Here is a 21,106-nt window from a genome sequence, read left to right as displayed (position 1 = left end):
AGAACTGTTCCTGCTCATTCTGTTCGGTCGTCGTCATTGAACGGTTGGCCCTTGCCTGCGTTTCAGCAAGAGCGCGCGCAATGTTGGGAGTGCTATATACGTAATGGCGCAAATCACCACGGCGCCGATAAGAGCCAGCAGCGGTCCTGCGATAGGCACTTGCGGGTTCAGTGCGGGAAGGCCTGCCAAAAGGCCCGCGACCACCAATGCCAGGACAGACCCAATCATCGGGCGCCGGATCAGCCGTACCGGAAATTGGCAGCGCCGTTGCAGCAGGTAGAGCGCGACGATCAGAGCCAGAGCCTCACCCAACAGCGCGATCCCCAACAAGATGAGCAGGTCCCCCGACACAACGGCCCAATACCAGGCCGCGGGAAACACCAGTATCCGGGCGATATTGGCATACATATCATTGCGGGTGTGGCCCAGGGCCATGGCAATGGTCTGTGGTCCGACCTTGAAGATCCGCAGGCCTTGCACGATGGCAAACCAGATCAAAAGGGTGGCCAGTTCCGCATAGCTTTCCCCCAGCAACAGATGCACGACGGCAGGTCCCAGCAAAGCCATGCCGAGCACAAAGGCCAGCGTCATCGCCAGAACAGTCTCGACAGCGAGGATCCCCCGCTGTTGGAACTGTGCGGCGCTGATATCCGATTGTGACAGTTGCGGCAGAAAGAAGTTCTGGGCACTTTTTGAGATGATTAGGGCGGGCGAGAGCGCCAGTGTCATTCCCATCGCAAAGATTGCCAGCGTCTCCATTCCCAGTTCCCGCCCGACGATCATCTTGTCGCCCTGAAACACCAGAAACAGCAGAAAGCCGTTCACGAGAAGCGGCCAGCCGAATGACAGGGAGCGTCGGATGACCGCCCTGTCAAAGGCGATCTGGTAGGGCCGTTGCGCCATCAGATGGGATGTCGCAACGGAAACGGCGATGAAGAAGATCAACGCATAAAGCGTCACCCGATAATCGCCGAACCAGAGGTAGAGTGGCCAGACCGCGACCACCGACAGAACCGCCGGCAGCAGCCCGGTCAGCAGCAGCGGCATGAACCGCATCTCACGGTTCAGCCGGTGGATATCGAAATGCTGGAGGCCGTTCAGAAGCGGCACCACGGCCATGAGTTGATAGGCCCAGGCCACTTCCGGAATCCCCAGGAATGCCGCAATCCAGTCCGCCATCAGGAACATGACGATCGCGGCGATCACGCCACGCAGCAGCTGAAAGCCCTGCAAGGCCGCCTGAAACCTCGGGTCGTTGCCATCCCGGTCCTGTATGATCTGCTGTTGCAAGCCCAGAAACGAGGCCATTTCGACGATCGCCATAGCGACCGCAAAGGTCGCCCCGATCCCGTAATCCTCGACCGAGATCAGACGGGCGATCAGAAGGTTGCGCACCAGAAGAAAGAACGACGTCGCCGCATTGCCAGACAGGATCAGCAGCGCTATGCGGGCCATTGAAATGTGCACTCCTAAGGTCTGCGTCTATTTCTTCACGGCCAGAGACGGCATCCTGACCTTCTTTCGGTTTGCCGATGTCCGGTCAAGGTGATCATCGGCCCGGCGTCCCATCCTGCGTAAGCGGCACACAGTAGACCTGTTTTCGGGCCACAGTTGGGCATTGTCATGACCGGTTCCACCGCCCGGCCAAGTGTTCGGGGTCGCCGCCGGCGAAGAGCCACGCCATGCGTCCCGCCCGGTAGAGCCGGATCCGGGCGAGCCCTGCCAAGGCCGCCAGTCTTGCGGATAGGCCGGAGACCCGGTCCGAGCCCAGAACCCGGGGGATTTCACCCAGGGGCGACAGTCCCATCGCCAATGTCTTGATCGCCCATTTCACCCGCCCCGCCCCGCTCTGCCGGGCGAGGATGTAATCATGCGCCAGATGCCGGTCCCATTTCTGGCGCAGCTCGGCAAAGCTCTTGCGGGCCGGGTGATAGACCTTCATGTCGCCGGCATAGCGGATCACATGGCCCTGCCCGGTCGCCCGCTGGCCCCAATCGCGATCCTCGGCCACGTCGAGCCCGCCGAAGGGGCCGACCGCCTCCATGACCGCCCGCCGCACCACCAGATTGCCGGTCCCGGTGAACCCTTCGCGGGCGATGTAGCGGTCCATCCGGTAGGCGTAGATGCTCTCGTAGGCCTCGAGCACGGTCAGGTGATCCGGATCGTCATAGGCGATGCGCACGTCGCCGCCGAGGATCTGCGCGGAGGGGTCGGCCATGTGTCGCGCCGCCGCCGCCAGCCAGTCGGGATCGGCCAGGCAGTCGGCATCGATGAAGGCCAGCACCGGCATGTCGGCATGGGCGACCCCCAGATTGCGGGCCGGGCCGGGGCCGGGGGTGGGTTCCTGCAGCAGCCGGACCTGCGGGTAGGCGTCGCAGATCGCCTGCGGCAGCTGCGTCGAGCCATTGTCGACGACGAGCACCTCGTCGGGCGTCCGTGCCCCGCTCATCAGCGAGGACAGGCACCGTTCGAGGGCGTCCGGCTGGTTCAGATGCGGGATCACCACGGAGAACCGCACCGGGTCCACGGCATCGGGTCGGGCTTTGGCGGGCTTTGCTGCGGGCATCACTGCGGCGTCCTGTCTTGTCGGTTCGGGTCCTGTCGGGCCAGTCGGTGGTATGGGTCCGTGGTATGGGCCGGTGGTATGGGTCCGGCCGGGGGCTCAGACCGGGTCGTAGCACAGAAATGGTCTCGCATAAGAGCCAATACGGGGCCAATTCATGGCACTCCGCCGACCGTCGCGCCCGGCTGCGAATCAGGTCGACGCCCGAAAATCACCGCCGCGCCGCTGCCCCGACCCGACAGCGGGCAAAAGGGGGAAAATCATGCGATTGTTGCGAAAACCGCGACAATCGCCCGCAACAGGGGTGCTTGTTTCGGCTCGATACAACCCACCGTTGTGCGATCATGGCCATTTCAAGGCCTTCATGTGGTAAAAAGTTGAGTGACGCCGAGGAAAGTGTTAATAACGGGGATGATGGAAGCGACTTGTTTCGTTGCGCGACCGTGTTTTTTTGTGGGGGAAGTTCCAATGAATTCTTTTAAATATGCTCTTGCAGGCGCCGCTCTGGCCCTGGCACCAATCACCGCCCATGCCGCGACGATTACGAGTGGCGACAGCGGCACCAACTACGATCTTCTCGCGGATTCCTATTCGTTCGATGAGGATTTCGGCGTCGGCACCGCTGGCGGGACGCTGACCTATACCTTTACCAACAATGATGCGTCGACTGCGGCCGTGACGTTCTTTGGGTTCAGCGTGGAGCAGAACCTCGCCGCCTTTACCGATGGCGTTGAGTTGGACTTCGGCACATTCTCGGCTGACGTGGCCGAGGGCGAGTCGATGGGCGCCAACACCAACTTCTTCGTGGCCGCCGGCGATACCGTCACGCTGACCATCACCTATGGCACCGTGTTCGACCTGCCGCCGTCGTTCCCGAGCGACGCTGCAAACATCGACTTCTCGATCCAGGCCGCTCTTGTTCCGATCCCGGCCGCGGGTCTGCTTCTGCTGACTGCGCTTGGCGCTGCCGGCGCGATGCGCCGCCGCAAGGCCGCCGCCTGATCGCATCTGCGGTCCCGGCCCCCTCACACGGGACGGCAATGACAGAATAAAAATGGGCTGGTTCTACCGGCCCATTTTTTTGTCCTTCGCCTGGATGTGATGCCTGCCTGTGGCCCCGTCGGTCGCGCGTCGGCCCATGCGTCGGCAAGTGCGGCGTCGTCGACTGACGCTCAGTAGTAGTCGTAGCCGTAGTTCTGATCCCGATCGATATAGCGGCATTTGTTCAGAACGATCCCCATGACATTGGTCTGATCGGCGATCTCGCGTTCGCAAAGGTCGATCTGCTTTCTGGTCGTGTGCTCGGCCTCGACGACGAGGATCGCCGCGTCGACCTTGGGCAGGAACGAAATCGCATCATCTCCCACCAGCATCGGCGGCATGTCGAACAGCGTCACCGTCGGCGCGTAGCGCTCGGCGATCGTCTGCAGCGCGGAGGTGGCCTGCTCGCTTTGCAACAGCTCGGACGAGTTGCGCGACGGTTTCTCGTTGGTCGAGAAGATCAGGTTCTTGCCGATCCGGAAGCTGTTGTCCTCGAAGGCGCTGCTGCCGCCGAGGACGGAGGCGAAGTTGTAGCCCTGCCGCACCCCCAGCGTCTTGGCCAGGGACGGCCGCCGCAGATCGACCTCGGCGATGAGGGTGCGGTGTTCGGGATGCCGGGCAAAGCTGAACGCGAGGTTCAGCACCAGCGTGCTCTTGCCGCTGCTCGGATTGGCGGATGTGATCGCGATGGTCCGCCAGCCGTTGGCCCGCTGCGCCTGCACGATCCGGGTGCGGATCATGTCGAATTCGGCGGAATCCTTGCCGCCCATGCTGGTCAGGATCCGGCTGCGCCGCAGCCGCCGGTCCGAGATCTGGATCTCGGGCAGGGCCAGCCAGCGCTGCTCCAGATCCGGCGTCGCCTCTGCCGTGCCGGCCGCCCATGCGGCCGTCGTGGGCGCGGCGGTCGCGGCCGGTGTCGGCACGGTATTCGCAGCCGGGGCCGTGGCCACGCGCTCCGATCCCGCGGGCCCTCCCGGGGCCGGAGTTGTCGGAACGGCGCCCGCTTTGCCCTGCAGTTGCGCCTCGCGGATCTCGCGAGCCTTGGCGATGGCGTGCTGGATTTTTTCCATTCAGCGTTCCTTCGATGTTCGGATGGTGCGCAGAGTCATATCGGCAGACGACTGAGGATCTGATTGATCAGGATGTCGAGCGGCGTGATTTTCGTGTGCACATACCACAGCGCCCACGGCACCACCCCGAGCGCAATGGCAAAGGCAGCCAGCAGGATCAGCCGGCGCCGGATCCCTTCCGCCCTGGTGCGAATGAGCGGAATCGTTCCCAGCGGCATGACCCCCAATCCGTTGATCAGGTCCGCCGGCCGGCGCACCGACGAGTTGAGCAGTTCCAGCAGCACGATCACCGCGAGACCCGCCATGATCCCAAGCGCGACGCCGCCCGCGGCCAGCAGCGGCCGGTTCGGGCTTTCGGGTTCGCGCGGCGCGATGGCCTGTTCGATCACCGTGATCCGCTGCCCCTTGGCCAGTGCTTCGAGCGTGTCGCCGGTGACGGCCCGGGCCTGATTGGCCACCGCCTGATCGTATTGCGACCGGATGTTGGCATAGTCCCGCTCCAGCCCGTCGAGAATGATCGCATTGCCCGGCGTCGCCTCGATCGAGGCCTGCAGGGCGGCCATCGTCTCGTCGATCTGCTGTTTCTGCGCCGCGATGAAATCCAGTTGCCCGTCCAGATCGGCCAGCTGGATCTCGTAGAGCGACAGCCCCTGGTTCTCGGAATCCGCCGCATCCCTGGCACCGGCCTGCGCCGCGACCGTCTCTTCGAGCGCCTCGATCTGCGCCGTCAGCACCCGGACCCGGGGGTTGGTGGGCGACAGCACGGCCGTGGCCCGCGACAACTCGTCCTTGAGCGCCTGAAGCTGCCGCTCTTCGACGGTTCGGGACTCGGGCGCCTGACTGGAGGCGGGCACCTGCCCGGTCGATTCATAAAGCGACACCAGCCGGGCGCGCCGGTCGATCAGGGTCGCCTCTTCGCGTTCGAGCTGGACCAGCCGTTCCTGGGCCGCCGCCTGCTGGCTGCGCCGGAAATCGAGGCTGTCGGGCAGCGCGTCGAGGTTTTCCTCCTGAAAGGCGAGGATCCGCGCCCCCAGTTCGGCCAGTTCCTGATCGAGCTTTGCGACTTCCTCGGTGAAGAATTCCAACGTCTGCCCGGCGACATTCGTCCGGATCGCGACGTTTTCCTGCAGGATCATGGTGACGATCTCGTTGGTCACCGCCGCCGACATCTGCGCCGTCGGCGCCTCGAAGCCGACCCGCACGATCGTGGCCTGCACCTGCCCGCTTCGGGTGCCGCCCGTGGTGATGATCGCGATCCGTTCGCGCAGGTCGTCGATGATCTCGTCGGCCGACAGCCGCCGCGACAGGTCGGACTGCCGGTCGGCATAGATCCCAAGCCTGTTGGCCATGTCGAGCAGCCGGTCCCGGGTCAGGATCCGCTGCTGGATGATCTGCAGCTGTTCGGTCGTCTCGACCCGCACCGTGGATTCCGCCAGATCCGACGGGATCTGCTGGCTTTCGACGATCAGAATGGCCTCGGCCCGGTAGACCGGCGGCAGCATGATCGCCAGCGCCACCCCCGCCGCCGAGAACAGCGCCAGAAAGATCAGGAAGTAGAATATCCGTCGAAAGAACAGCGACAGGTAAAACCGGAAATCAATCGTCAAGGTGCGGTCCGCCTCGTATCACTTCCCAGATAAAGCGGGAGCTCGGTGTCCATGCCCCCGGCGAAGAATGCACCTTCATCAAGGACTTGCTGCACGGTAGCACATCTGACCGTCTGTTCGTCCATCGTGAAGGCATAGACCATTGCCAGATCGCACAGCTGGTTGACCAGCCTCGGCACCCCGGCCGCCGCCCGGTGCACCAGATTGCAGGCGTCCTTGTCGAAGATCGGACGATCTGCCCCCGCCACCTTGAGCCGGTGGGCGATATAGTCCCGCACCATGTCCTGCGACATCGCGTCGATATGATAGCTCGACGAGACCCGCTGCGCGAACTGCCGCAGCTCCGGCCGCTGCACATGGCGCCGCAGTTCCGGCTGCCCCACGAGGATCAGCTGCAACAGCTCGTCCTTGTTGGAATTGATGTTGGTGAACATCCGCAGCTCTTCGAGCGACTCCAGGCTCAGGTTCTGAGCCTCGTCAAAGATCAGGATGACCCGCCGCCCTTCGGCATATTGCGCGATCAGATAGTCCTGAAACTGCGCGAAGAGATCGACATAGCCCGCGTTGAGCGGCGCATCCTGCGACAGCGACATCAGCACCCAGCGCAGCAGTTCGCCCCTGTCGCCATGGGCATTGGCCACCAGCCCGACCTGAACGTCGTCGGAGACCGACCGGAGCAGGTGATGCAGCAGCGTGGTCTTGCCCGCTCCCACCTCGCCGGTGATCAGCGTGATCGGCGCCCGGGTCAGGATGCCGTATTCCAGCATCGAATAGGCCCGCGTGTGCAGCCTCGACCAGAACAGGAAATCGGGATCGGGCACCAGTGAGAAGGGGCGCTCGGTCAATCCGAAATGCTGTGTGTAGATGTCGAGTGTACTGTTCATGCCCATTCCGCTGAGAGCACCTTGCGGTATGCAGCGTTCCAAACTCTTGACCCGCGGGACATCTGCCCGCTCGGTGTCCTTCATATAAGAAACTCATGTCGAATACAGGGCGGAAATGCAGCCTTTTGCAGCAGACCCCGTGCAGCCCGATCGACAAATCCGGCCCGGACACCGCGCCGCGCCCCGCTGTGGCGTGGCCGGACCGGCCGTCCCCGACCGGATGCGCAACAAAGCAGGCCCACCGCGCGAATTGTCCACCCGGCCCCGGCGAAACCAGCGTTTTGCCTTATTTTTGTCTAAAATCTGTTGCTTGGCGCCCGCCCCGGGAGTAGACTGAAGCTCTGGGAAGTTTGCTGCCGCGCTGCTCTGCGGATATGTAATAAGATTTTGTTTTCGGGCTGTATTTTCAGCCTTCTTTTGATGTTCGTAAGGGTTTTTAGATGACGTTTCACACGGATTCTCACGTTGAGGACTTGCTGGACGGGCCGCGCACGGTGCTTTTGCAGGCGGGTGCTCTCGGCTCCACCACCCGCAAACCCTATCGCGATTTTGCCAAACGCGGATTTGACGTGGTCGCTGTTCTGCTCTGTTCGCTGCCGATCGTCGTGCTGATCGGGCTGCTGGCGCTGATCATTCAGATACAGGGCGGCCGTCCGTTCTATGTGCAGGAGCGCGTCGGGCGCGGCAACCGCGTCTATCAGATGTGGAAGCTGCGCACGATGGTCGTCGACGCCGACAAGCAGCTGGCCCGCCATCTGGAGGCCGACGAAGATGCCCAAGCCGAATGGGCCCGGACCCAGAAGCTCAAGAACGATCCCCGCATCACCCGCTTTGGCCGGTTCCTGCGCCGCACCTCGCTCGATGAGTTGCCGCAGCTCTGGAATGTGCTGATCGGGGACATGAGCCTCGTCGGCCCCCGCCCGATGATGCCCGACCAGCGCGCCATGTACCCCGGTCAGGCCTATTACCGGCTGCGCCCCGGCATCACCGGCCCATGGCAGGTCTCCGATCGCAACGAGACCAGCTTTGCCGACCGCTCCGCCTATGACAACCGCTACGAACAGGACGTGTCGCTGCGCCATGATATCGGCCTGCTCGCCGCGACGGTTCGGGTTGTTGTGCGTGCCACGGGTTACTAAGGTAGACAGCAGCACTGGCCCTGTCACTGGCCCTGTCGGACCGGGCGTATTGGAGGAACGATGACGCGTTTGCGCCTTTTGGTCGTCTTTATCATTTGTTTTGGTACCCTTGCCGCCTGCGAAAGCGACGAGCAGAAAGCCGAGAGATATTATCAGTCCGGCCTCGCGCTTCTCGAAGAAGGCGATGTCGAGCGCGCCCTGATCGAATTCCGCAACGTGTTCAACCACAACGGTTTTCACAAGGAAGCCCGCCAGATCTATGCCGACACGGTTCTCGAACAGGGCAATGTCCGCGAAGCCTATGGCCAGTATCTGCGCCTGATCGAGCAATATCCCGACACCGTCGACGTCCGTCAGACCCTGGCCGAGCTGGCCCTGCAAAGCAGCGACTGGGCCGAGGTCGAACGCCACGGCAAGGCCGCGATCGATCTGGCCCCCGAGGATCCGCGCAGCCGGGCGCTGGCCGCCACGATCGCCTATCGCGCCGCCGTGCTGGACGAGGATCCCGACGCCGAGGCCGAGGCCTTTGCCGCGGCCCGGTCGGTTCTCGAAGAGACCCCGACGTCGATCACCGCCCTGCGCGTCGTCATCGATGCGCTGGTGCGCAGCCGCACCCCGACCGCCGCCCTGCCCGAGCTGGACCGGGCGTTGGAGGTCGATCCCGACAGTCTCGAATTCCGGATCATCAAGTTCCAAGTTCTGGCCCGCGCCAACAATGCCGATGCCGCCGCCGCCGTCCTCGAAGAGATGTACAGCCTGTTCCCCGAGAACGAGGAAGTCCGCAACACCTTGGTGCAATGGTATCTGTCGCGCCGCGATTTCGACGCCGCCGAAGAGATTTTGCGCACGCTCGCAGGCCCGCTCGACGGGCCGACCGGCGGCCATGTCACCGTGGTGCAGTTTCTCAAGTCGGCCCGCGGCTCCGAGGCCGCCGAAGCCGAGCTCGAGGCCCTGATCGCGGCCAACGAGGGCACCGACGCCGCCGAGCTCTACACCGCGATGCAGGCCTCGATCGCCTTCGAGGAAGGCCGCAGGGACGCCGCGATCACCACGATGCAGCGGATCGTGGACACCGCCGAAGCCAGCGACCAGAGCCGCCGGATCAAGAATATTCTGGCCCGGATGCTGATGGAGACCGGCAACCCCGTCGGTGCGCGGGCGCTGGTCGAGGAGATCATCGCCGAGGACACCTCCAACGTCGACGCCCTCAAGCTGCGCGCCGCCTTCCTGATCCGCGAGGACAAGCCCGACGCCGCGATCACCGATCTGCGCACCGCCCTGGGCCAGGCCCCCCGCGACCCGGAGATCCTGACCCGGATGGCCGAAGCCCACGAGCGTGCCGGCAGCCCGGAGCTGGCGGGCGAGCGCCTCGCGCTGGCGGTGGACGTCTCGGATTCCGCCCCCCCCTATGCGATCCGCTATGCCCAGTTCCTGCGCCGCGGCGACCGGGTCGAGGCCGCCGAGAGCGTCCTGCTCGATGCCCGCCGCGCCAACCCCACCAACCTCGACGTGTTCGAAGCCCTCGCCGATCTGTGGCTGGACGAGCAGGAATGGAACAATGTCGCGGGCATTCTGGCCGCGCTCGAACAGATCAACACAGAGCCCTCCATGGCGCTGGCCGTGCGGGTCCGCACCGCGATGCTGCTTGGCCAGAACCGCACCGAGGACGTGCTCAACCTGCTCAACGAACAGATCGCCTCGGCCGATAATCCGGCAAGCGTCGCCAGCACGCTGGTCATGGCGCAGGTCCGCGGTGGCAAGACCGACGAAGCCCGCACCTTTCTGGACAATGCGCTGGCCGAGGATCCCACCTCCTTCGAGCTGCGCATGCTCGACGGCGCCCTGCACCAGCTGACCGGCGATCTCGACGCCGCCGAGGCCACCCTGCGGTCGCTGATCGCGGATGTGCCCGATGCCGAGCCGCCGGTGCGGATGCTCTATGGCCTGTTGTCCAATGCCGGCCGCACCGACGAGGCCGAAGCCGTGCTCGACGCCGCGCTGGAGGCACAGCCCGAAAGCTCGGTTCTGCTCTGGATCAAGGCCGGAGAGCTCGAGAAGGCCGGGGACATCGACGCCGCGATCGACATCTACGAGCGCATGTACCAGACCAATTCCAGCAACATGATCGTCGCCAACAACCTGGCCAGCCTGCTGGCCACCCATCGCGACGATGCCGAGAGTCTGGACCGCGCCTTTGCCGTGGCCCGCCGGCTGCGCGGTCAGGAAGTGCCCGCGTTTCAGGACACCTACGGCTGGATCGAGAGCCGCCGCGGCAATGCCGCCGAGGCCCTGCCCTATCTGGAATCCGCCGCCGCCGGCCTGCCCGAAGATCCGCTGGTCCACTATCACCTGGGCATGACCTACGTCGCGCTGGAGCGCACCGAGGAGGCCCGGCAATCCCTGACCACGGCGCTGGAGATCGCCGGAGACAGCGATCTGCCCCAGTTCGAGACCGCCCGCGAGACGCTGGCCACCCTCGGAGCGCCCTGACCCATGCCGCTCCGGAGCCCTGCGCGTCCGTCTCCTTTTGTTGTGGCATGCCGGGCACTCTGCGCAACTTCCCGGCCCGGCCATCTTGCAACCGGCTTGCCAGCCGCCCACTGGGGGGGCAGAAAACACGGGGGCGCGCCTTTTCCATCCGGATCAGGCCTGTCATATTTTGCCAGTCGCATTCTGGATTCGACCAGTTCCGCTGTCGATGGAGACCAAATATGAGATTTCTTTCTCTGAGCCGCCCTTTTGCCGCTTTCGTCGTGCTGTTCAGCCTGTTGGCCGGCAGCGTGATGGCACAGGACCTGTACCGGGTTCGCGCCGGTGACACCTTGCGTGTCGAGGTGATCGAGGATCCCTCGCTGAACCGGTCGGTGCTCGTCGCCCCCGACGGCCGCATCACGATCCCGCTGGCCGGGTCCATCGTGGCCGCCGGCCGCCCGGTCGATGCCATTCAGAACGACCTGGCCCTGCGCCTGTCCGACAGCTTTGCCGTGACACCGAGCGTGTTCGTCGCCGTCGAGCAGCTGTTCGAGCCGCGCATCGTGCCAAGCACACCGCGCGCCCCGGCGCCGCCGCCCACGATCGACGTTTTTGTGCTGGGCGAAGTCGGCGCACCGGGCCTGAAGGCCGTTGCCCCCGGCACCACGGTGCTCCAGTTCCTCTCGCAGGTCGGCGGCTTCACCCGCTTTGCCGCCGTGAAGCGGGTGCAGCTGCGCCGCACCGACGCCAACGGCACCGAGCAGATCTACACCCTGAACTATCAGGCCATCGAAGAAGGGCGCAGCCCCAACGGCTCTGTCCAGTTGACCGATGGCGATGTGATCATGGTGCCGCAGCGCAGGCTGTTTGAATAATCCGGCACATGCGGCCCGGCATAGCACCGGGCCCGCAGGTGCATCTGCAGTCAGGGGGACGGCGTGACGCCCAGATATCAAGCCCAGGCCAGTGTCCTTGTCGTGCTGGGGTGCGGAATTTTGCCGGCGATCCCCCTTGCCCAGACCTCTGACGGCGGCGGCCTCACCGCCGCGCTGACCGTGTCGGAATCGCTCGAAGCCACCCGCAACCTCGCCCTGACCCCGGACGGCACCGATACCACGCTCCAGTCGGTGACGACCCTCGGCTTTGCCATGCAGTCCGAAACCCAGACCCAGGTCTTTGCCTTTGACGCCGGCCTCGGCCTGCGCGCCAGCGCGACCTCCGGCGACACCGATTTCGGCCTCGGCGATCGCAGCCTGTCGCTGAGCTATGGCCTCGAAGGGGTCCGCTCTTCGCTGGGGCTTTCCGCCGCGGCGAGCCAGGCGGATGTCGAATTCTTTCGCCCGCTGTCGGACTTCATCGATGGCGATACGATCATCCAGCCCAGCAGCTTCGACGATCTGACCGGCACCGGCACCCGCACCGATCTGCGCTTTGCCGCCAGCCTGTCGATGATGGACGATGCGCCCTTTGGCCTGCTGCTCGACGCCAGCTATGGCAGCACCCTGTATCAGGACACCACCGATCCCGATCTGGTCGACAGCACCCAGTTTGCCCTCGGCCTCGATGCCCGGTTCGACATCTCGCCGGTGACCCAGATCAAGACCGGCCTGCGCTATAGCGAATTTTCGGACGACGACGGCACCGAGAGCGACAGCGTGACCCTGACGGCGGGGGCGGTCTTTACCCAGCCCGCAGGGACCCTCGGCTTCAACCTCTCGGCCACGCCCGGCGACGACGGCACCCAGCTCGGCTTTGCCGTGTCGCGCCAGATCGAGCTGCCCGACGGGACGCTCGGCGGCAATGTCGGCGTGGTCCTGACCCCCTCGGACGAGACGATCCTGACCGGCGGGCTGAACTACAGCGTCGAGCGCGCCGCCGGCACGCTGAGCGCCAGTTTCGATCACAGCGTGGCCACGGCCGCCGGGGCCACCGGCGATGTGACCACCGCGCTGTCCCTTCAGGGCAGCACGGCCCTGAGCCCCGATGTCACCGCCTCGCTGCGCGCCGGCTATGCCCGCTATGAAGAGGCCGATGTCGACGGGGTCACCTCCGTGGCCGATCTGAGCGCCTCGGTCAGCTATGCCCTGTCGCCCGACTGGTCGCTGAGCGCCGGGGCCTCCTATCTGCTCCGCGATCCCAGCGACGGCGACCGGGCCTCGGCCCAGACCCTGTCGCTGACCGTGTCGCGCCTCTTTGACGTGCGCAACTAGGCCGGACCTCTCACGAATGCAGATGTGCAAGGCGCTCCCGCGGGGGCGTTTCCGCCCTGCGCCGCCCTGCCCTGCTCTGCCTTGGCCTGCTCTGCCTTGGCCTGCCCGCCCGGCGGGCGCGGCGTCAAACGCATCACGGCCCGGCCTGTGAGGGCCGGGCCGTGATGTCGGTCAACTCAGTCCGTCGGGCCGTGGCCCGATGCTCAGACCTCGGCGGCCTTGCGACGGCGGCGGCTGAGTGCCGCGCCCCCGACCAGCCCCGTCAACAGCAGCAGCCCCGCCGCCGGAAGCGGCACCGCCGAGACGGTCACGAGGTTCTGCCCGGTGTTCTGCGCCCGGTCGGGGCCATAGCCCTCGACCTCGAGGAAGGACACGTTCCAGACCTCGGGCCCGGCATAGGCCTCGGCATTGGCGAGATATGTGTTGGCAAGATCGGTGCTGCCGCTGCTGCTGGCCGCGAACAGGCCCGAGTCGACGCTGAGCGCGTTGCCGTCGTCCTCATAGGCGGCTTCCCAGAGTGCCATCTGGAAGGCGGCCGCCTGATCGGCGTCGTTGAAATCCAGCGTGGCGTAGTTCGCGTCGAACACCGCCTGAACCCGGTCGATCGCCGTCGCGGTCAGCGCATAGCTGTTGGAGTAGGGATCGGTGGTGGTGCCGTAGTCCTGCGAGCTGCCCGTGCTCATCAGGTAGTGCGAGATGTCGAGGCACCACGCGACGAAGCTTTCGGTGGTCGCGGTATCGGTCATGTTGAACCCGGTCGCGCCCACGGAAGACGGGGTGTCGGGCACCGGAGAGCTGGCCACGTTCACCGTCTGCACCGCAGAGGTATATCCGTCCAGCACCAGCGTCGCCGCCCCGGCCGCACCCGCGGCCACGACACAGGTCAGCGCCATCGCTGACGACATCAAAAACGTTCTCATCGGTTCCCCCCAATCAACACACACGGAATTGTTCAATTCTTTCAATCACTCGATTGCATAATAATGGAGGGGGAAAAAATTGACAGAAAACCCCTAAATCCGTTTGAATTTGCAACGTCCGGTTGCGATTGGCCGTGACCGATACCGGAGCAATCCAGCCGCTAATTGCGTATTTCGAAACAATCCTGCTCCTGGCGCTGAATTGTTTCGCCCTATGTGCCGTTGCGTTCGAATCGGTTTGGACGCGAAATCAGTCCGGGCGAACGAGGATTTGGCGCCCTTCAAAGCCCTCGTTCGGCCCCGCCACGGACGTATTGGGCCCATCAACCGCCCGTAATCCTTGATGTGACAGGCAGGGACGGGCATCTGGAGGGGCTCTTCCGGACGGTCCTGGCCTGTCTCGGGGCGCTGGCGGTGGCTGCGGCGATGGATCTGGCTGCAAACTGGCGCCGCCGCGGGCCATACACGTTTCCGTAGACAAGCTGTTTCCCGTAGCGGCAGGTGTCGATTTTGTCGGGTTAACCTGATATATGCCCTGAAGTTTAGAAGCCGCTTTACAGCCACTTATCCATTTTGTCGTTTTCATCAGATCAGGCTTTGCCCATGTCCGACGCCACCTTCGAGAAACAACGCGGCCCTCTGGGGCTCGGCACTGTCAATCCGACGGGGATGGTCTGGATGGCCGTTCTGGTGGCCTCGGCGCTGCCGATCTACTGGCTCGGCTTCGTGTCGCTGGGACGGGCGTGGATCACCCCCGAATACAGCCACGGCCCGCTGATCCCGCTGATCTCGCTCTATCTCTATCTGCGCGAGTTGCGCCATGCCCCGCCCATCGACCCGACAGCCCCCGTCAACCGCATCCCCGGGATCGCGGTGATCGCCTTTGCGCTGCTGTTCGGGATCTTCGGCAATCTGGTGCGCATTCCCGATATCGTCACCTATGCCTTTATCGTCTGGGTCGGCGGCGTGGTGCTGACCGTCATGGGCTGGGAGCGCGGCCGCAAGCATCAATTGCCGGTGCTGCACCTGATCTTCATGCTGCCGCTGCCGCAGTTTCTGTATTGGCAGATGACGATATTCCTGCAGCTGATCTCCTCGGAGATCGGCGTCTGGATCATCAAGCTGGCCGGGATTCCGGTGTTCCTCGAAGGCAATGTCATCGACCTCGGGGTCTACAAGCTGCAGGTCGCCGAAGCCTGTTCGGGCCTGCGCTACCTGTTCCCGATCCTGAGCTTCTCCTACCTCTTTGCGATCCTCTATCGCGGCCCGTTCTGGCACAAGGCGGTGATGTTCCTGATGGCCGCCCCGCTGACGGTGCTGATGAATTCCTTCCGCATCGGGATGATCGGGGTGCTGGTCAACAGCTATGGCATCGGTCAGGCCGAGGGCTTTCTGCACTTCTTCGAGGGCTGGGTGATCTTTGGCGCCTGCATCGGCATCCTGTTTCTGACGGCCGTGCTGCTGCAGCGGCTGACGCCGAGCCCGCTGGGCCTGCGCGACACCATCGATCTGGATACCGACGGGCTCGGCATGCAGGCCAGCCGGTTCCTGCGGATCGCCCCGGCCCGCGGCATTGCCGTCGCGGCCGCGCTGACCACCGCCGTGACGGCGGCGTTCCTGCTGACCCCCGCCCCGGAGCGGGTCGAGGTGGCGCGCGACAGCTTCTTGCTGTTTCCGACCCGGATCAACGACTGGCAAGGCTATGTCACGCCGCTGGAGCCCGATATCGCGGAGGTTCTGAAGGCCTCCGATTACATCAACGCCACCTATCAGGCGCCGGGCGAGCCGGGCTATGTCAACTTCTTCTCCGCCTGGTACGAAAAGCAGACCGAAGGCTCCGGCATCCATTCCCCGGAAGTCTGCCTGCCCGTCGGCGGCTGGGAGGTGTTTTCCATCGACCCCACCCCGATCACCATCCCCGGCACGGTCTATGGCGATTTCATGGTGAACCGGGCGGTGATCCAGAAGGGCCTGTCGCGCCAGCTTGTCTATTACTGGTTCGAGCAGCGCGGCCAGCGCATGACCAACGACTATGCCGCCAAGGCCAGCGTCGTCTGGGACAGCCTGACACGGGGCCGGACCGACGGCGCGCTGGTCCGCTTCGTCACGCCGATCCTCGACGGCGAGACCGAGGCCGACGCCGATGCCCGGATGCAGGGCTTCATGGCCGAGTTGTTGCCCAAGCTGCCGAATTTCATCCCGGAGTAGGCGCGCCGGCGCCAGAGGCCCGCAGCCTGTGGCCATACGTCCAATTCCGCCGGTATTGTGCGCATGTGCAAACTCCGGTGGACAGGATCGTGCGGACAAGCCATAATTTACAAGACATTACGTCAGTCCTTTACAATAGGATGGCACGATATGCTCTGGACGCTCTTTTCTGTGATCTATGCCGCGATTGCGACATTCTCGATCTTCATGACGTGGCGCGAACACATCGTGAAAAAACGCAAGAGCGTGCTCTGGACATTGCTCGGCACGCTGACCTGTCTGGTCTGGCCCATCGCCGTTGCAGCGGCCTCCGCCGCGCAGCCGGCACGTCGGATCTGAGCCACCCCACATCGGATTTCGCAAGACGCGGCCGGTCGACGGCCCGCTTGCCTCGTGCGCCTGCCTCATGCGCCTGCCGCCGCGGCTGCGATCCGCGATTGTTTCCAGCCCATCAACAAACAGTTTCCATTTACAGCTCAATTGATTCCAACAGTCTGAAAAAAGGCATTTTTCTGGCCTTTTGATGTCAATTTAGAGTTGCAGATCGCGCCGATCTCCGCCCAGATACACCGATACGATACTTTGGAGCAGCGCCGCCTGACCCGGCGCTTGAACCGGGGCTTTTGCGGCCCCTCTCCAGCCTGATTTGTTGAAAACCCCGGGGGATATAATGCGCAAATTTGCCTATGGCCTTGCGGCCGGATTGTTCGCGGCCACGCTGTCTGCGACCACCGTACAGGCCGCGACGATCTATGAGGAAACCCACGATTACGGCCTCGGCCAGTACGACCCGAGCGGATCCGACGTGCTGGTGTCGGACGGCGTCGTCGTGTCCGACACCAGCCTCGACCGCTTCTCCGACAGCTTCGATTTCACCGCCGTCGACTATGACAGCATCGATTCGATTTCGCTGACGCTGACCTTCAGCGACGCCGGTCCTGCCGGGCTCGGTTTCCTCGAGGCCTGGACCGCCCGCATCCAGGGCAGCGATCCCGGCTCCAGCAGCGATGACTTCTTCGCCCTGCTGTTCGATCCGCTGTCGCCGCAGTCGATCACCATTTCGCTGTCGACCGACGTCCTCGGCGTCGATGCCTTTGCGCATACCCTCGACACCGGCGTCTTCGAGTTCTGGTTCTCGGAATTCTCGACCAATGCCGATGCCTTCACCCTCGACAGCGCCACGCTCTCGATCTCCGGCACGCTGGCGGCGGTGCCGCTTCCGGCCACCGGTGCGCTCATGCTGCTGGCACTGGGCGGGATCGCCGCGACCCGCCGCAAGACAGCCGCCTGAGACCGGCCCGAACGTCCGACGGTCGCCTGCGGGCGGCCGTCCGTGTTCCGCGCACGGCCCCGGGCCGCGCGACCGTCGTTTCCACGCAAATCGGTGCGAATTCCTCCCGGTTATCGGGACCGAATCATTTGCAGTGCAAAACCCGTCGAAATTGCAATTGCCCTTTGTGGTGTTTCACTGTGGGAAAATTTGGCCCGTCTAAAGGGTGTATTTGACGCCCCACTTCAACCTTGAAGTGTATATTGTGGCGGAATCTTGTTATTTATTTGTTGCCGGCGCGGCAAGCAGCTAATGTATTTCATCGCCCGGCATCGTCGTGGGGCACAATTACTCTGTATTGGGGTGCGTGAGATGTTTGGATTTAAGACGCTGGCTGCCGCCGCATTTGTTTTTGGGACTATGGTCGCGGGAAGCGCCGTCGCCTCGACTTTGGTTTATGGCGAAGTACCATGTCAAACCGGGGGCGTCACACTTGCGAGCGGCGTTTACGAAGACTGTGATGGAGCCTTTCTTGGCAACGACTCAAATCTTGGCTTTGAAGACGACATCAACAGCGTCTTTAGCACCACGGGCACGTGGGAAGAAGTCGACAAGGCAGAAGATAGTAATAACTGGGCCGGAGACGTTTTGACGGTTACATCCGGTGCCGGAACGACGGGCGGCACCTTTGATCTGGATGGCCTGACAGGTGATGTCGTGATCGTGGTTAAGGCTGCGACCTGCTTCTCTGCCTACTACTTCACCGGCCTGACGGGCGACACGACGGGTTCGTTTGACACCAATCTGGCTGGTGTCCGGACAAGAGAATCGGGAAAAGATGGAGCCGCCTGCGGTGACGAAGGCAGTGTTCCGGGCGTCTCGCATCTGACCGTCTACGCACCCATCGCGGCCGTGCCGCTGCCAGCTGCGGGCCTTATGCTTGCCTTTGGCCTTGGCGGTCTGTCGATCATGCGCCGTCGTCGCCGCGCCGCCTGACCGACCGGATCATCGAATTTGCCAAGGCCGCGCCCGGGGGTGCGGCCTTTGTCGTTTTGCGGGCCAAGATCGATCTGGCCCGATCTGGCCTTGCCCCCCCACGGCGCACAGGTCAATGCTGAGCCATGACCCCGCCCGACCCGCCGTCCTTGCCCCAGCCCCCGGCCGACCGTCCCGCACCGGGTCTGCGGCAGCTCTGGCCGCTGTGGCTTCTGGTGGCCCTGACCTGCCTGCCCGAGATCGTGCTGGAGCTGGCCGACAGCGGCATCGTCGGCTCGACCCGCTGGCGCCCGCTGGCCTATCAGAACGGCGCCTTCTGGGCCGGCCTGCTGCGCGACTGGCAGCCGAACTTCGACGCCCAGCCCTGGACCATGTTTGCTACCTACGCCCTGCTGCACGTCGGCTTCGAACATCTGCTCGGCAATATGCTGGTGCTTGTCTGGCTTGGCCTGCTGCTCTGGCCCGACACCGGGGCGGCCCGGTTTCTGGCGCTCTATGCCGGGGCGGTGATGGGCGGGGCGCTGGCCTTTGCCACGCTCAACCAGGGCGCCTCGCCGATGGTCGGGGCCTCGGGCGCGGTCTTCGGACTGGCCGCCGCGGCCATCGTCCAGCACTGGCAACGCCGCCGCCGGCCACCGGCCGGACCGGGCGGCCATGGCGCGGGCCTGCTGCGCGCCAGTTTCGAGGCGATTGGCCTGGCCCTCGGCCTCGTGGCGCTGAACATGGCCTCGGGCTGGGTGCAGGGCGCGCCGGTGGCCTGGCAGACCCATCTGGGCGGTGCGCTGGCGGGCGCTGTTCTGGGGCTGCTCCTGATCCCCTGGACCCCCGCCCGGCGCTGATCCCCGGCGCTGATCTCCGGCCCCGACAAAACGGCCCTGCTCCGCCCGGTTCTGCCCGGTTCTGCGGCGGTCTGCGGCAATGCGCGGCATCGGCGGATGCTCAAGGATATGGCATCTGCATCAGGGACCGGCATTATGACGAAAGGTAAGGAGCCCCCCACTTGCGTTTCGTCTCCTCTCCACGATAATGCCACATATATAACATGTGCCGCAGTTATAGAGCGGTGGGGCCAATTGATCGGCCTTCAAAAACATTAGACTGCACAGGAGCTTGGCGTGACGAAACGGGTTTTGATGATTGGCCTCGACGGGGCCACCTTTACGCTGTTCAAGCCGCTGTCCGCCCAAGGCGTGCTGCCCTTCCTGACCAAGATGATCGAAGAAGGCACAGCCGCTCAATTGATGAGCACCCGCAATCCGCTCACCCCCCCTGCATGGACCTCGATGACCACCGGCGTCAGCCCCGAAGTCCACGGCATCTATGATTTCCTGCGCCCCGCCTATCTGGAGGACGGTGGCGTCTATCTCAAGGTCAACGACCGCCGCCTGAACCGCGCCGAGACGATCTTTTCGATGATCAATCGCAGCGGTCTGCGCGGCACCGCGCTCAATTTCTATGGCTATGCCCCGGCCCCCAAGACCGACGGCTATACCGTGGCCGGATTTGTCCCGTGGAAGCACCTGCGCCACGGCATCCACCCGCCCGAACTGTTCGACATCCTCAAGAAGTCCAAAGGCTTCGACTACCGCGATCTGGGCATGGATATCGGTGAGGAGAAGAAGGTCGTCCAGGGACTCGACGCCTCGGAGAACGACGAGTGGATCGAGTTGCAGAACGTCCGCGATCTGGCCTGGACCGAGGTCACCTGCCGGATGATGGAGACCGACCGGACCGAGCTGACCGCCGTGGTTCTGGACGGCCCCGACAAGATCCAGCACCTGTTCTGGCGCTATGTCGATCCCGATGGCTATGCCGGCGAGCCGGGCAAGGAAACCGAGCGCGTTCGCGCCATGGTTGTCGATTTCTACCGCAGGATGGACGACAACATCCGCCGCATGGTCGAAACCGCCGGTCCTGACACAAATGTGATCATCACATCCGATCACGGTTTCGGGCCCACCACCGAGATTTTCTACGTCAACCAATGGCTCGCAGATCACGGCTATCTGGTCTGGGACGAAAGTGCGACGCTCGACGCCAAGGGCCAGCTGACCTCCGACAAGATCCGCGACCATCTGGGCATGATCGACTGGCGCAAGACCAAGGCCTTCTGCGCCACCCCGTCGTCGAACGGCATCTACATCAAGCCCTACCTCAACGGGAACGGCGTTCACCCCGACGATTACATGGATTTCGCCCTGAAGATGCGTCAGGAGCTTCTCGAGTGGAAAGACCCCGACACCGGCACCCCGGTGGTCGTCGGCGCCGAGATGAACAAGATGCGCGGCGTCAATTACGTCGAGCCCTGCCCCGACATCACATTGCACCTGCGCGACGGTGGATTCGTCTCGATCCTGAACTCGGACAAATGCGTCGTCCAGCGCCCTCTGGCCGACGGCACACACCGCCCCGAAGGCGTGTTCATCGGCTATGGCCCCGACTTCAGACGTGACGAAACGCTTGATCCGTTGAACCTATTGGATATGACTCCCCTCATGCTGGCGCTATTGGGCGTCCCGGTGCCGAAGAACCTCGAAGGTCGTGTGCCCGAAGAGGCTTTGGAGCCCGGTTTTGAACACGCCACCGGCGGCAGCAGCCTGACTGTTTCCGAGGCAGAGGCTCAAGATATTTCCGAGCCGACAGAGGAGGAACGACAGATCCTGCTTCGGCAGATGCAGAAATTAGGTTATATGGATTAAACCGAGCGGCTGGTGCTGGAACCGGCT

Annotated in this window: 17 protein-coding genes; 11 read left to right on the top strand and 6 right to left on the bottom strand. The window is 63.9% G+C overall.

Annotated elements, in window-relative coordinates:
• Positions 1-33: 33 nt before the first annotated feature.
• Complete coding sequence (locus tag LOM8899_RS17170; protein WP_093993483.1) at positions 34-1,455, bottom strand: oligosaccharide flippase family protein; 1,422 nt, start codon at positions 1,453-1,455, stop codon at positions 34-36.
• 166 nt (positions 1,456-1,621) lie between these two features.
• Positions 1,622-2,566 (bottom strand): glycosyltransferase family 2 protein, encoded by a 945-nt coding sequence (locus LOM8899_RS17165; RefSeq protein ID WP_093993482.1) that lies wholly within the window; start codon positions 2,564-2,566, stop codon positions 1,622-1,624.
• Positions 2,567-3,031: 465 nt separating this feature from the next.
• On the opposite strand from LOM8899_RS17165, the gene LOM8899_RS17160 reads away from it, so the two are divergent.
• Positions 3,032-3,565 (top strand): VPLPA-CTERM sorting domain-containing protein, encoded by a 534-nt coding sequence (locus LOM8899_RS17160; RefSeq protein ID WP_168770586.1) that lies wholly within the window; start codon positions 3,032-3,034, stop codon positions 3,563-3,565.
• A gap of 170 nt (positions 3,566-3,735) precedes the next feature.
• Here LOM8899_RS17160 and LOM8899_RS17155 read toward each other — a convergent pair whose 3' ends face one another.
• The 3 genes from LOM8899_RS17155 to LOM8899_RS17145 are packed head-to-tail and all read right to left on the bottom strand — an operon-like array spanning position 3,736 to position 7,165.
• Positions 3,736-4,674: a CpsD/CapB family tyrosine-protein kinase gene (locus LOM8899_RS17155; protein ID WP_093993480.1), complete on the bottom strand. Its 939-nt coding sequence runs from the start codon at positions 4,672-4,674 to the stop codon at positions 3,736-3,738.
• 35 nt (positions 4,675-4,709) lie between these two features.
• Entirely contained in the window at positions 4,710-6,281 is a 1,572-nt protein-coding gene (locus tag LOM8899_RS17150) for a GumC family protein (protein ID WP_093993479.1), read from the bottom strand.
• Complete coding sequence (locus LOM8899_RS17145) at positions 6,278-7,165, bottom strand: ExeA family protein (RefSeq protein WP_093993514.1); 888 nt, start codon at positions 7,163-7,165, stop codon at positions 6,278-6,280. Before LOM8899_RS17145 ends, LOM8899_RS17150 begins: the two co-directional genes overlap by 4 nt.
• A 440-nt stretch (positions 7,166-7,605) precedes the next feature.
• Here LOM8899_RS17145 and LOM8899_RS17140 point away from each other — a divergent pair, with 440 nt between their 5' ends.
• The 4 genes from LOM8899_RS17140 (at position 7,606) to LOM8899_RS17125 (ending at position 12,986) form a co-directional block, all read left to right on the top strand.
• Positions 7,606-8,304 carry a sugar transferase gene (locus tag LOM8899_RS17140; protein ID WP_093993478.1) on the top strand — a complete coding sequence of 233 codons (699 nt, stop codon included), beginning with the start codon at positions 7,606-7,608 and terminating at the stop codon, positions 8,302-8,304.
• 60 nt (positions 8,305-8,364) lie between these two features.
• Complete coding sequence (locus LOM8899_RS17135) at positions 8,365-10,794, top strand: tetratricopeptide repeat protein (RefSeq protein ID WP_093993477.1); 2,430 nt, start codon at positions 8,365-8,367, stop codon at positions 10,792-10,794.
• 221 nt (positions 10,795-11,015) lie between these two features.
• Positions 11,016-11,651, top strand: coding sequence for a polysaccharide biosynthesis/export family protein (locus LOM8899_RS17130; RefSeq protein WP_093993476.1), 636 nt, complete (start codon positions 11,016-11,018; stop codon positions 11,649-11,651).
• 63 nt (positions 11,652-11,714) lie between these two features.
• Positions 11,715-12,986, top strand: coding sequence for a porin family protein (locus LOM8899_RS17125; RefSeq protein WP_133065060.1), 1,272 nt, complete (start codon positions 11,715-11,717; stop codon positions 12,984-12,986).
• Between the two features lie 203 nt (positions 12,987-13,189).
• On the opposite strand, the gene LOM8899_RS17120 is transcribed toward LOM8899_RS17125, so the two are convergent.
• A complete protein-coding gene (locus LOM8899_RS17120; RefSeq protein WP_093993474.1) occupies positions 13,190-13,906 on the bottom strand; it encodes a hypothetical protein in 717 nt (238 codons plus the stop codon).
• 603 nt (positions 13,907-14,509) lie between these two features.
• Here LOM8899_RS17120 and xrtD point away from each other — a divergent pair.
• The 6 genes from xrtD to LOM8899_RS17090 all read left to right on the top strand — a co-directional run bounded on the left by xrtD (position 14,510) and on the right by LOM8899_RS17090 (position 21,079).
• Positions 14,510-16,114, top strand: coding sequence for a VPLPA-CTERM-specific exosortase XrtD (xrtD, locus tag LOM8899_RS17115; protein ID WP_093993473.1), 1,605 nt, complete (start codon positions 14,510-14,512; stop codon positions 16,112-16,114).
• Positions 16,115-16,264: 150 nt separating this feature from the next.
• Positions 16,265-16,453 carry a hypothetical protein gene (locus LOM8899_RS17110; protein WP_093993472.1) on the top strand — a complete coding sequence of 63 codons (189 nt, stop codon included), beginning with the start codon at positions 16,265-16,267 and terminating at the stop codon, positions 16,451-16,453.
• A gap of 331 nt (positions 16,454-16,784) precedes the next feature.
• The gene (locus LOM8899_RS17105) at positions 16,785-17,405 is read left to right on the top strand and encodes a VPLPA-CTERM sorting domain-containing protein (RefSeq protein WP_093993471.1); all 621 of its coding nucleotides are present in this window, start codon (positions 16,785-16,787) and stop codon (positions 17,403-17,405) included.
• Between the two features lie 291 nt (positions 17,406-17,696).
• On the top strand, positions 17,697-18,380 hold the full coding sequence (locus LOM8899_RS17100) for a VPLPA-CTERM sorting domain-containing protein (protein ID WP_093993470.1): 684 nt from the start codon (positions 17,697-17,699) through the stop codon (positions 18,378-18,380).
• A 125-nt stretch (positions 18,381-18,505) separates the two neighbouring features.
• The gene (locus LOM8899_RS17095) at positions 18,506-19,219 is read left to right on the top strand and encodes a rhomboid family intramembrane serine protease (RefSeq protein ID WP_093993469.1); all 714 of its coding nucleotides are present in this window, start codon (positions 18,506-18,508) and stop codon (positions 19,217-19,219) included.
• A gap of 276 nt (positions 19,220-19,495) precedes the next feature.
• A complete protein-coding gene (locus LOM8899_RS17090; RefSeq protein WP_211096220.1) occupies positions 19,496-21,079 on the top strand; it encodes an alkaline phosphatase family protein in 1,584 nt (527 codons plus the stop codon).
• The last annotated feature ends 27 nt before the right edge of the window (positions 21,080-21,106 follow it).

Source organism: Flavimaricola marinus (assembly GCF_900184895.1).
Taxonomy (GTDB): Bacteria; Pseudomonadota; Alphaproteobacteria; order Rhodobacterales; family Rhodobacteraceae; genus Flavimaricola; species Flavimaricola marinus.
This window is presented reverse-complemented; position numbering and strand designations above follow the sequence as displayed.

Excerpts from the sequence above, each read along its gene's own strand:
- LOM8899_RS17100 (WP_093993470.1), top strand. The coding sequence starts at position 17,697 with ATGTATTTCATCGCCCGGCATCGTCGTGGGGCACAATTACTCTGTATT.
- LOM8899_RS17165 (WP_093993482.1), bottom strand. The coding sequence starts at position 2,566 with ATGCCCGCAGCAAAGCCCGCCAAAGCCCGACCCGATGCCGTGGACCCG.
- LOM8899_RS17145 (WP_093993514.1), bottom strand. The coding sequence starts at position 7,165 with ATGAACAGTACACTCGACATCTACACACAGCATTTCGGATTGACCGAG.
- LOM8899_RS17095 (WP_093993469.1), top strand. The coding sequence starts at position 18,506 with ATGACCCCGCCCGACCCGCCGTCCTTGCCCCAGCCCCCGGCCGACCGT.
- xrtD (WP_093993473.1), top strand. The coding sequence starts at position 14,510 with ATGTCCGACGCCACCTTCGAGAAACAACGCGGCCCTCTGGGGCTCGGC.
- LOM8899_RS17105 (WP_093993471.1), top strand. The coding sequence starts at position 16,785 with ATGCGCAAATTTGCCTATGGCCTTGCGGCCGGATTGTTCGCGGCCACG.
- LOM8899_RS17155 (WP_093993480.1), bottom strand. The coding sequence starts at position 4,674 with ATGGAAAAAATCCAGCACGCCATCGCCAAGGCTCGCGAGATCCGCGAG.
- LOM8899_RS17135 (WP_093993477.1), top strand. The coding sequence starts at position 8,365 with ATGACGCGTTTGCGCCTTTTGGTCGTCTTTATCATTTGTTTTGGTACC.
- LOM8899_RS17170 (WP_093993483.1), bottom strand. The coding sequence starts at position 1,455 with ATGGCCCGCATAGCGCTGCTGATCCTGTCTGGCAATGCGGCGACGTCG.
- LOM8899_RS17140 (WP_093993478.1), top strand. The coding sequence starts at position 7,606 with ATGACGTTTCACACGGATTCTCACGTTGAGGACTTGCTGGACGGGCCG.
- LOM8899_RS17110 (WP_093993472.1), top strand. The coding sequence starts at position 16,265 with ATGCTCTGGACGCTCTTTTCTGTGATCTATGCCGCGATTGCGACATTC.
- LOM8899_RS17130 (WP_093993476.1), top strand. The coding sequence starts at position 11,016 with ATGAGATTTCTTTCTCTGAGCCGCCCTTTTGCCGCTTTCGTCGTGCTG.
- LOM8899_RS17120 (WP_093993474.1), bottom strand. The coding sequence starts at position 13,906 with ATGAGAACGTTTTTGATGTCGTCAGCGATGGCGCTGACCTGTGTCGTG.
- LOM8899_RS17160 (WP_168770586.1), top strand. The coding sequence starts at position 3,032 with ATGAATTCTTTTAAATATGCTCTTGCAGGCGCCGCTCTGGCCCTGGCA.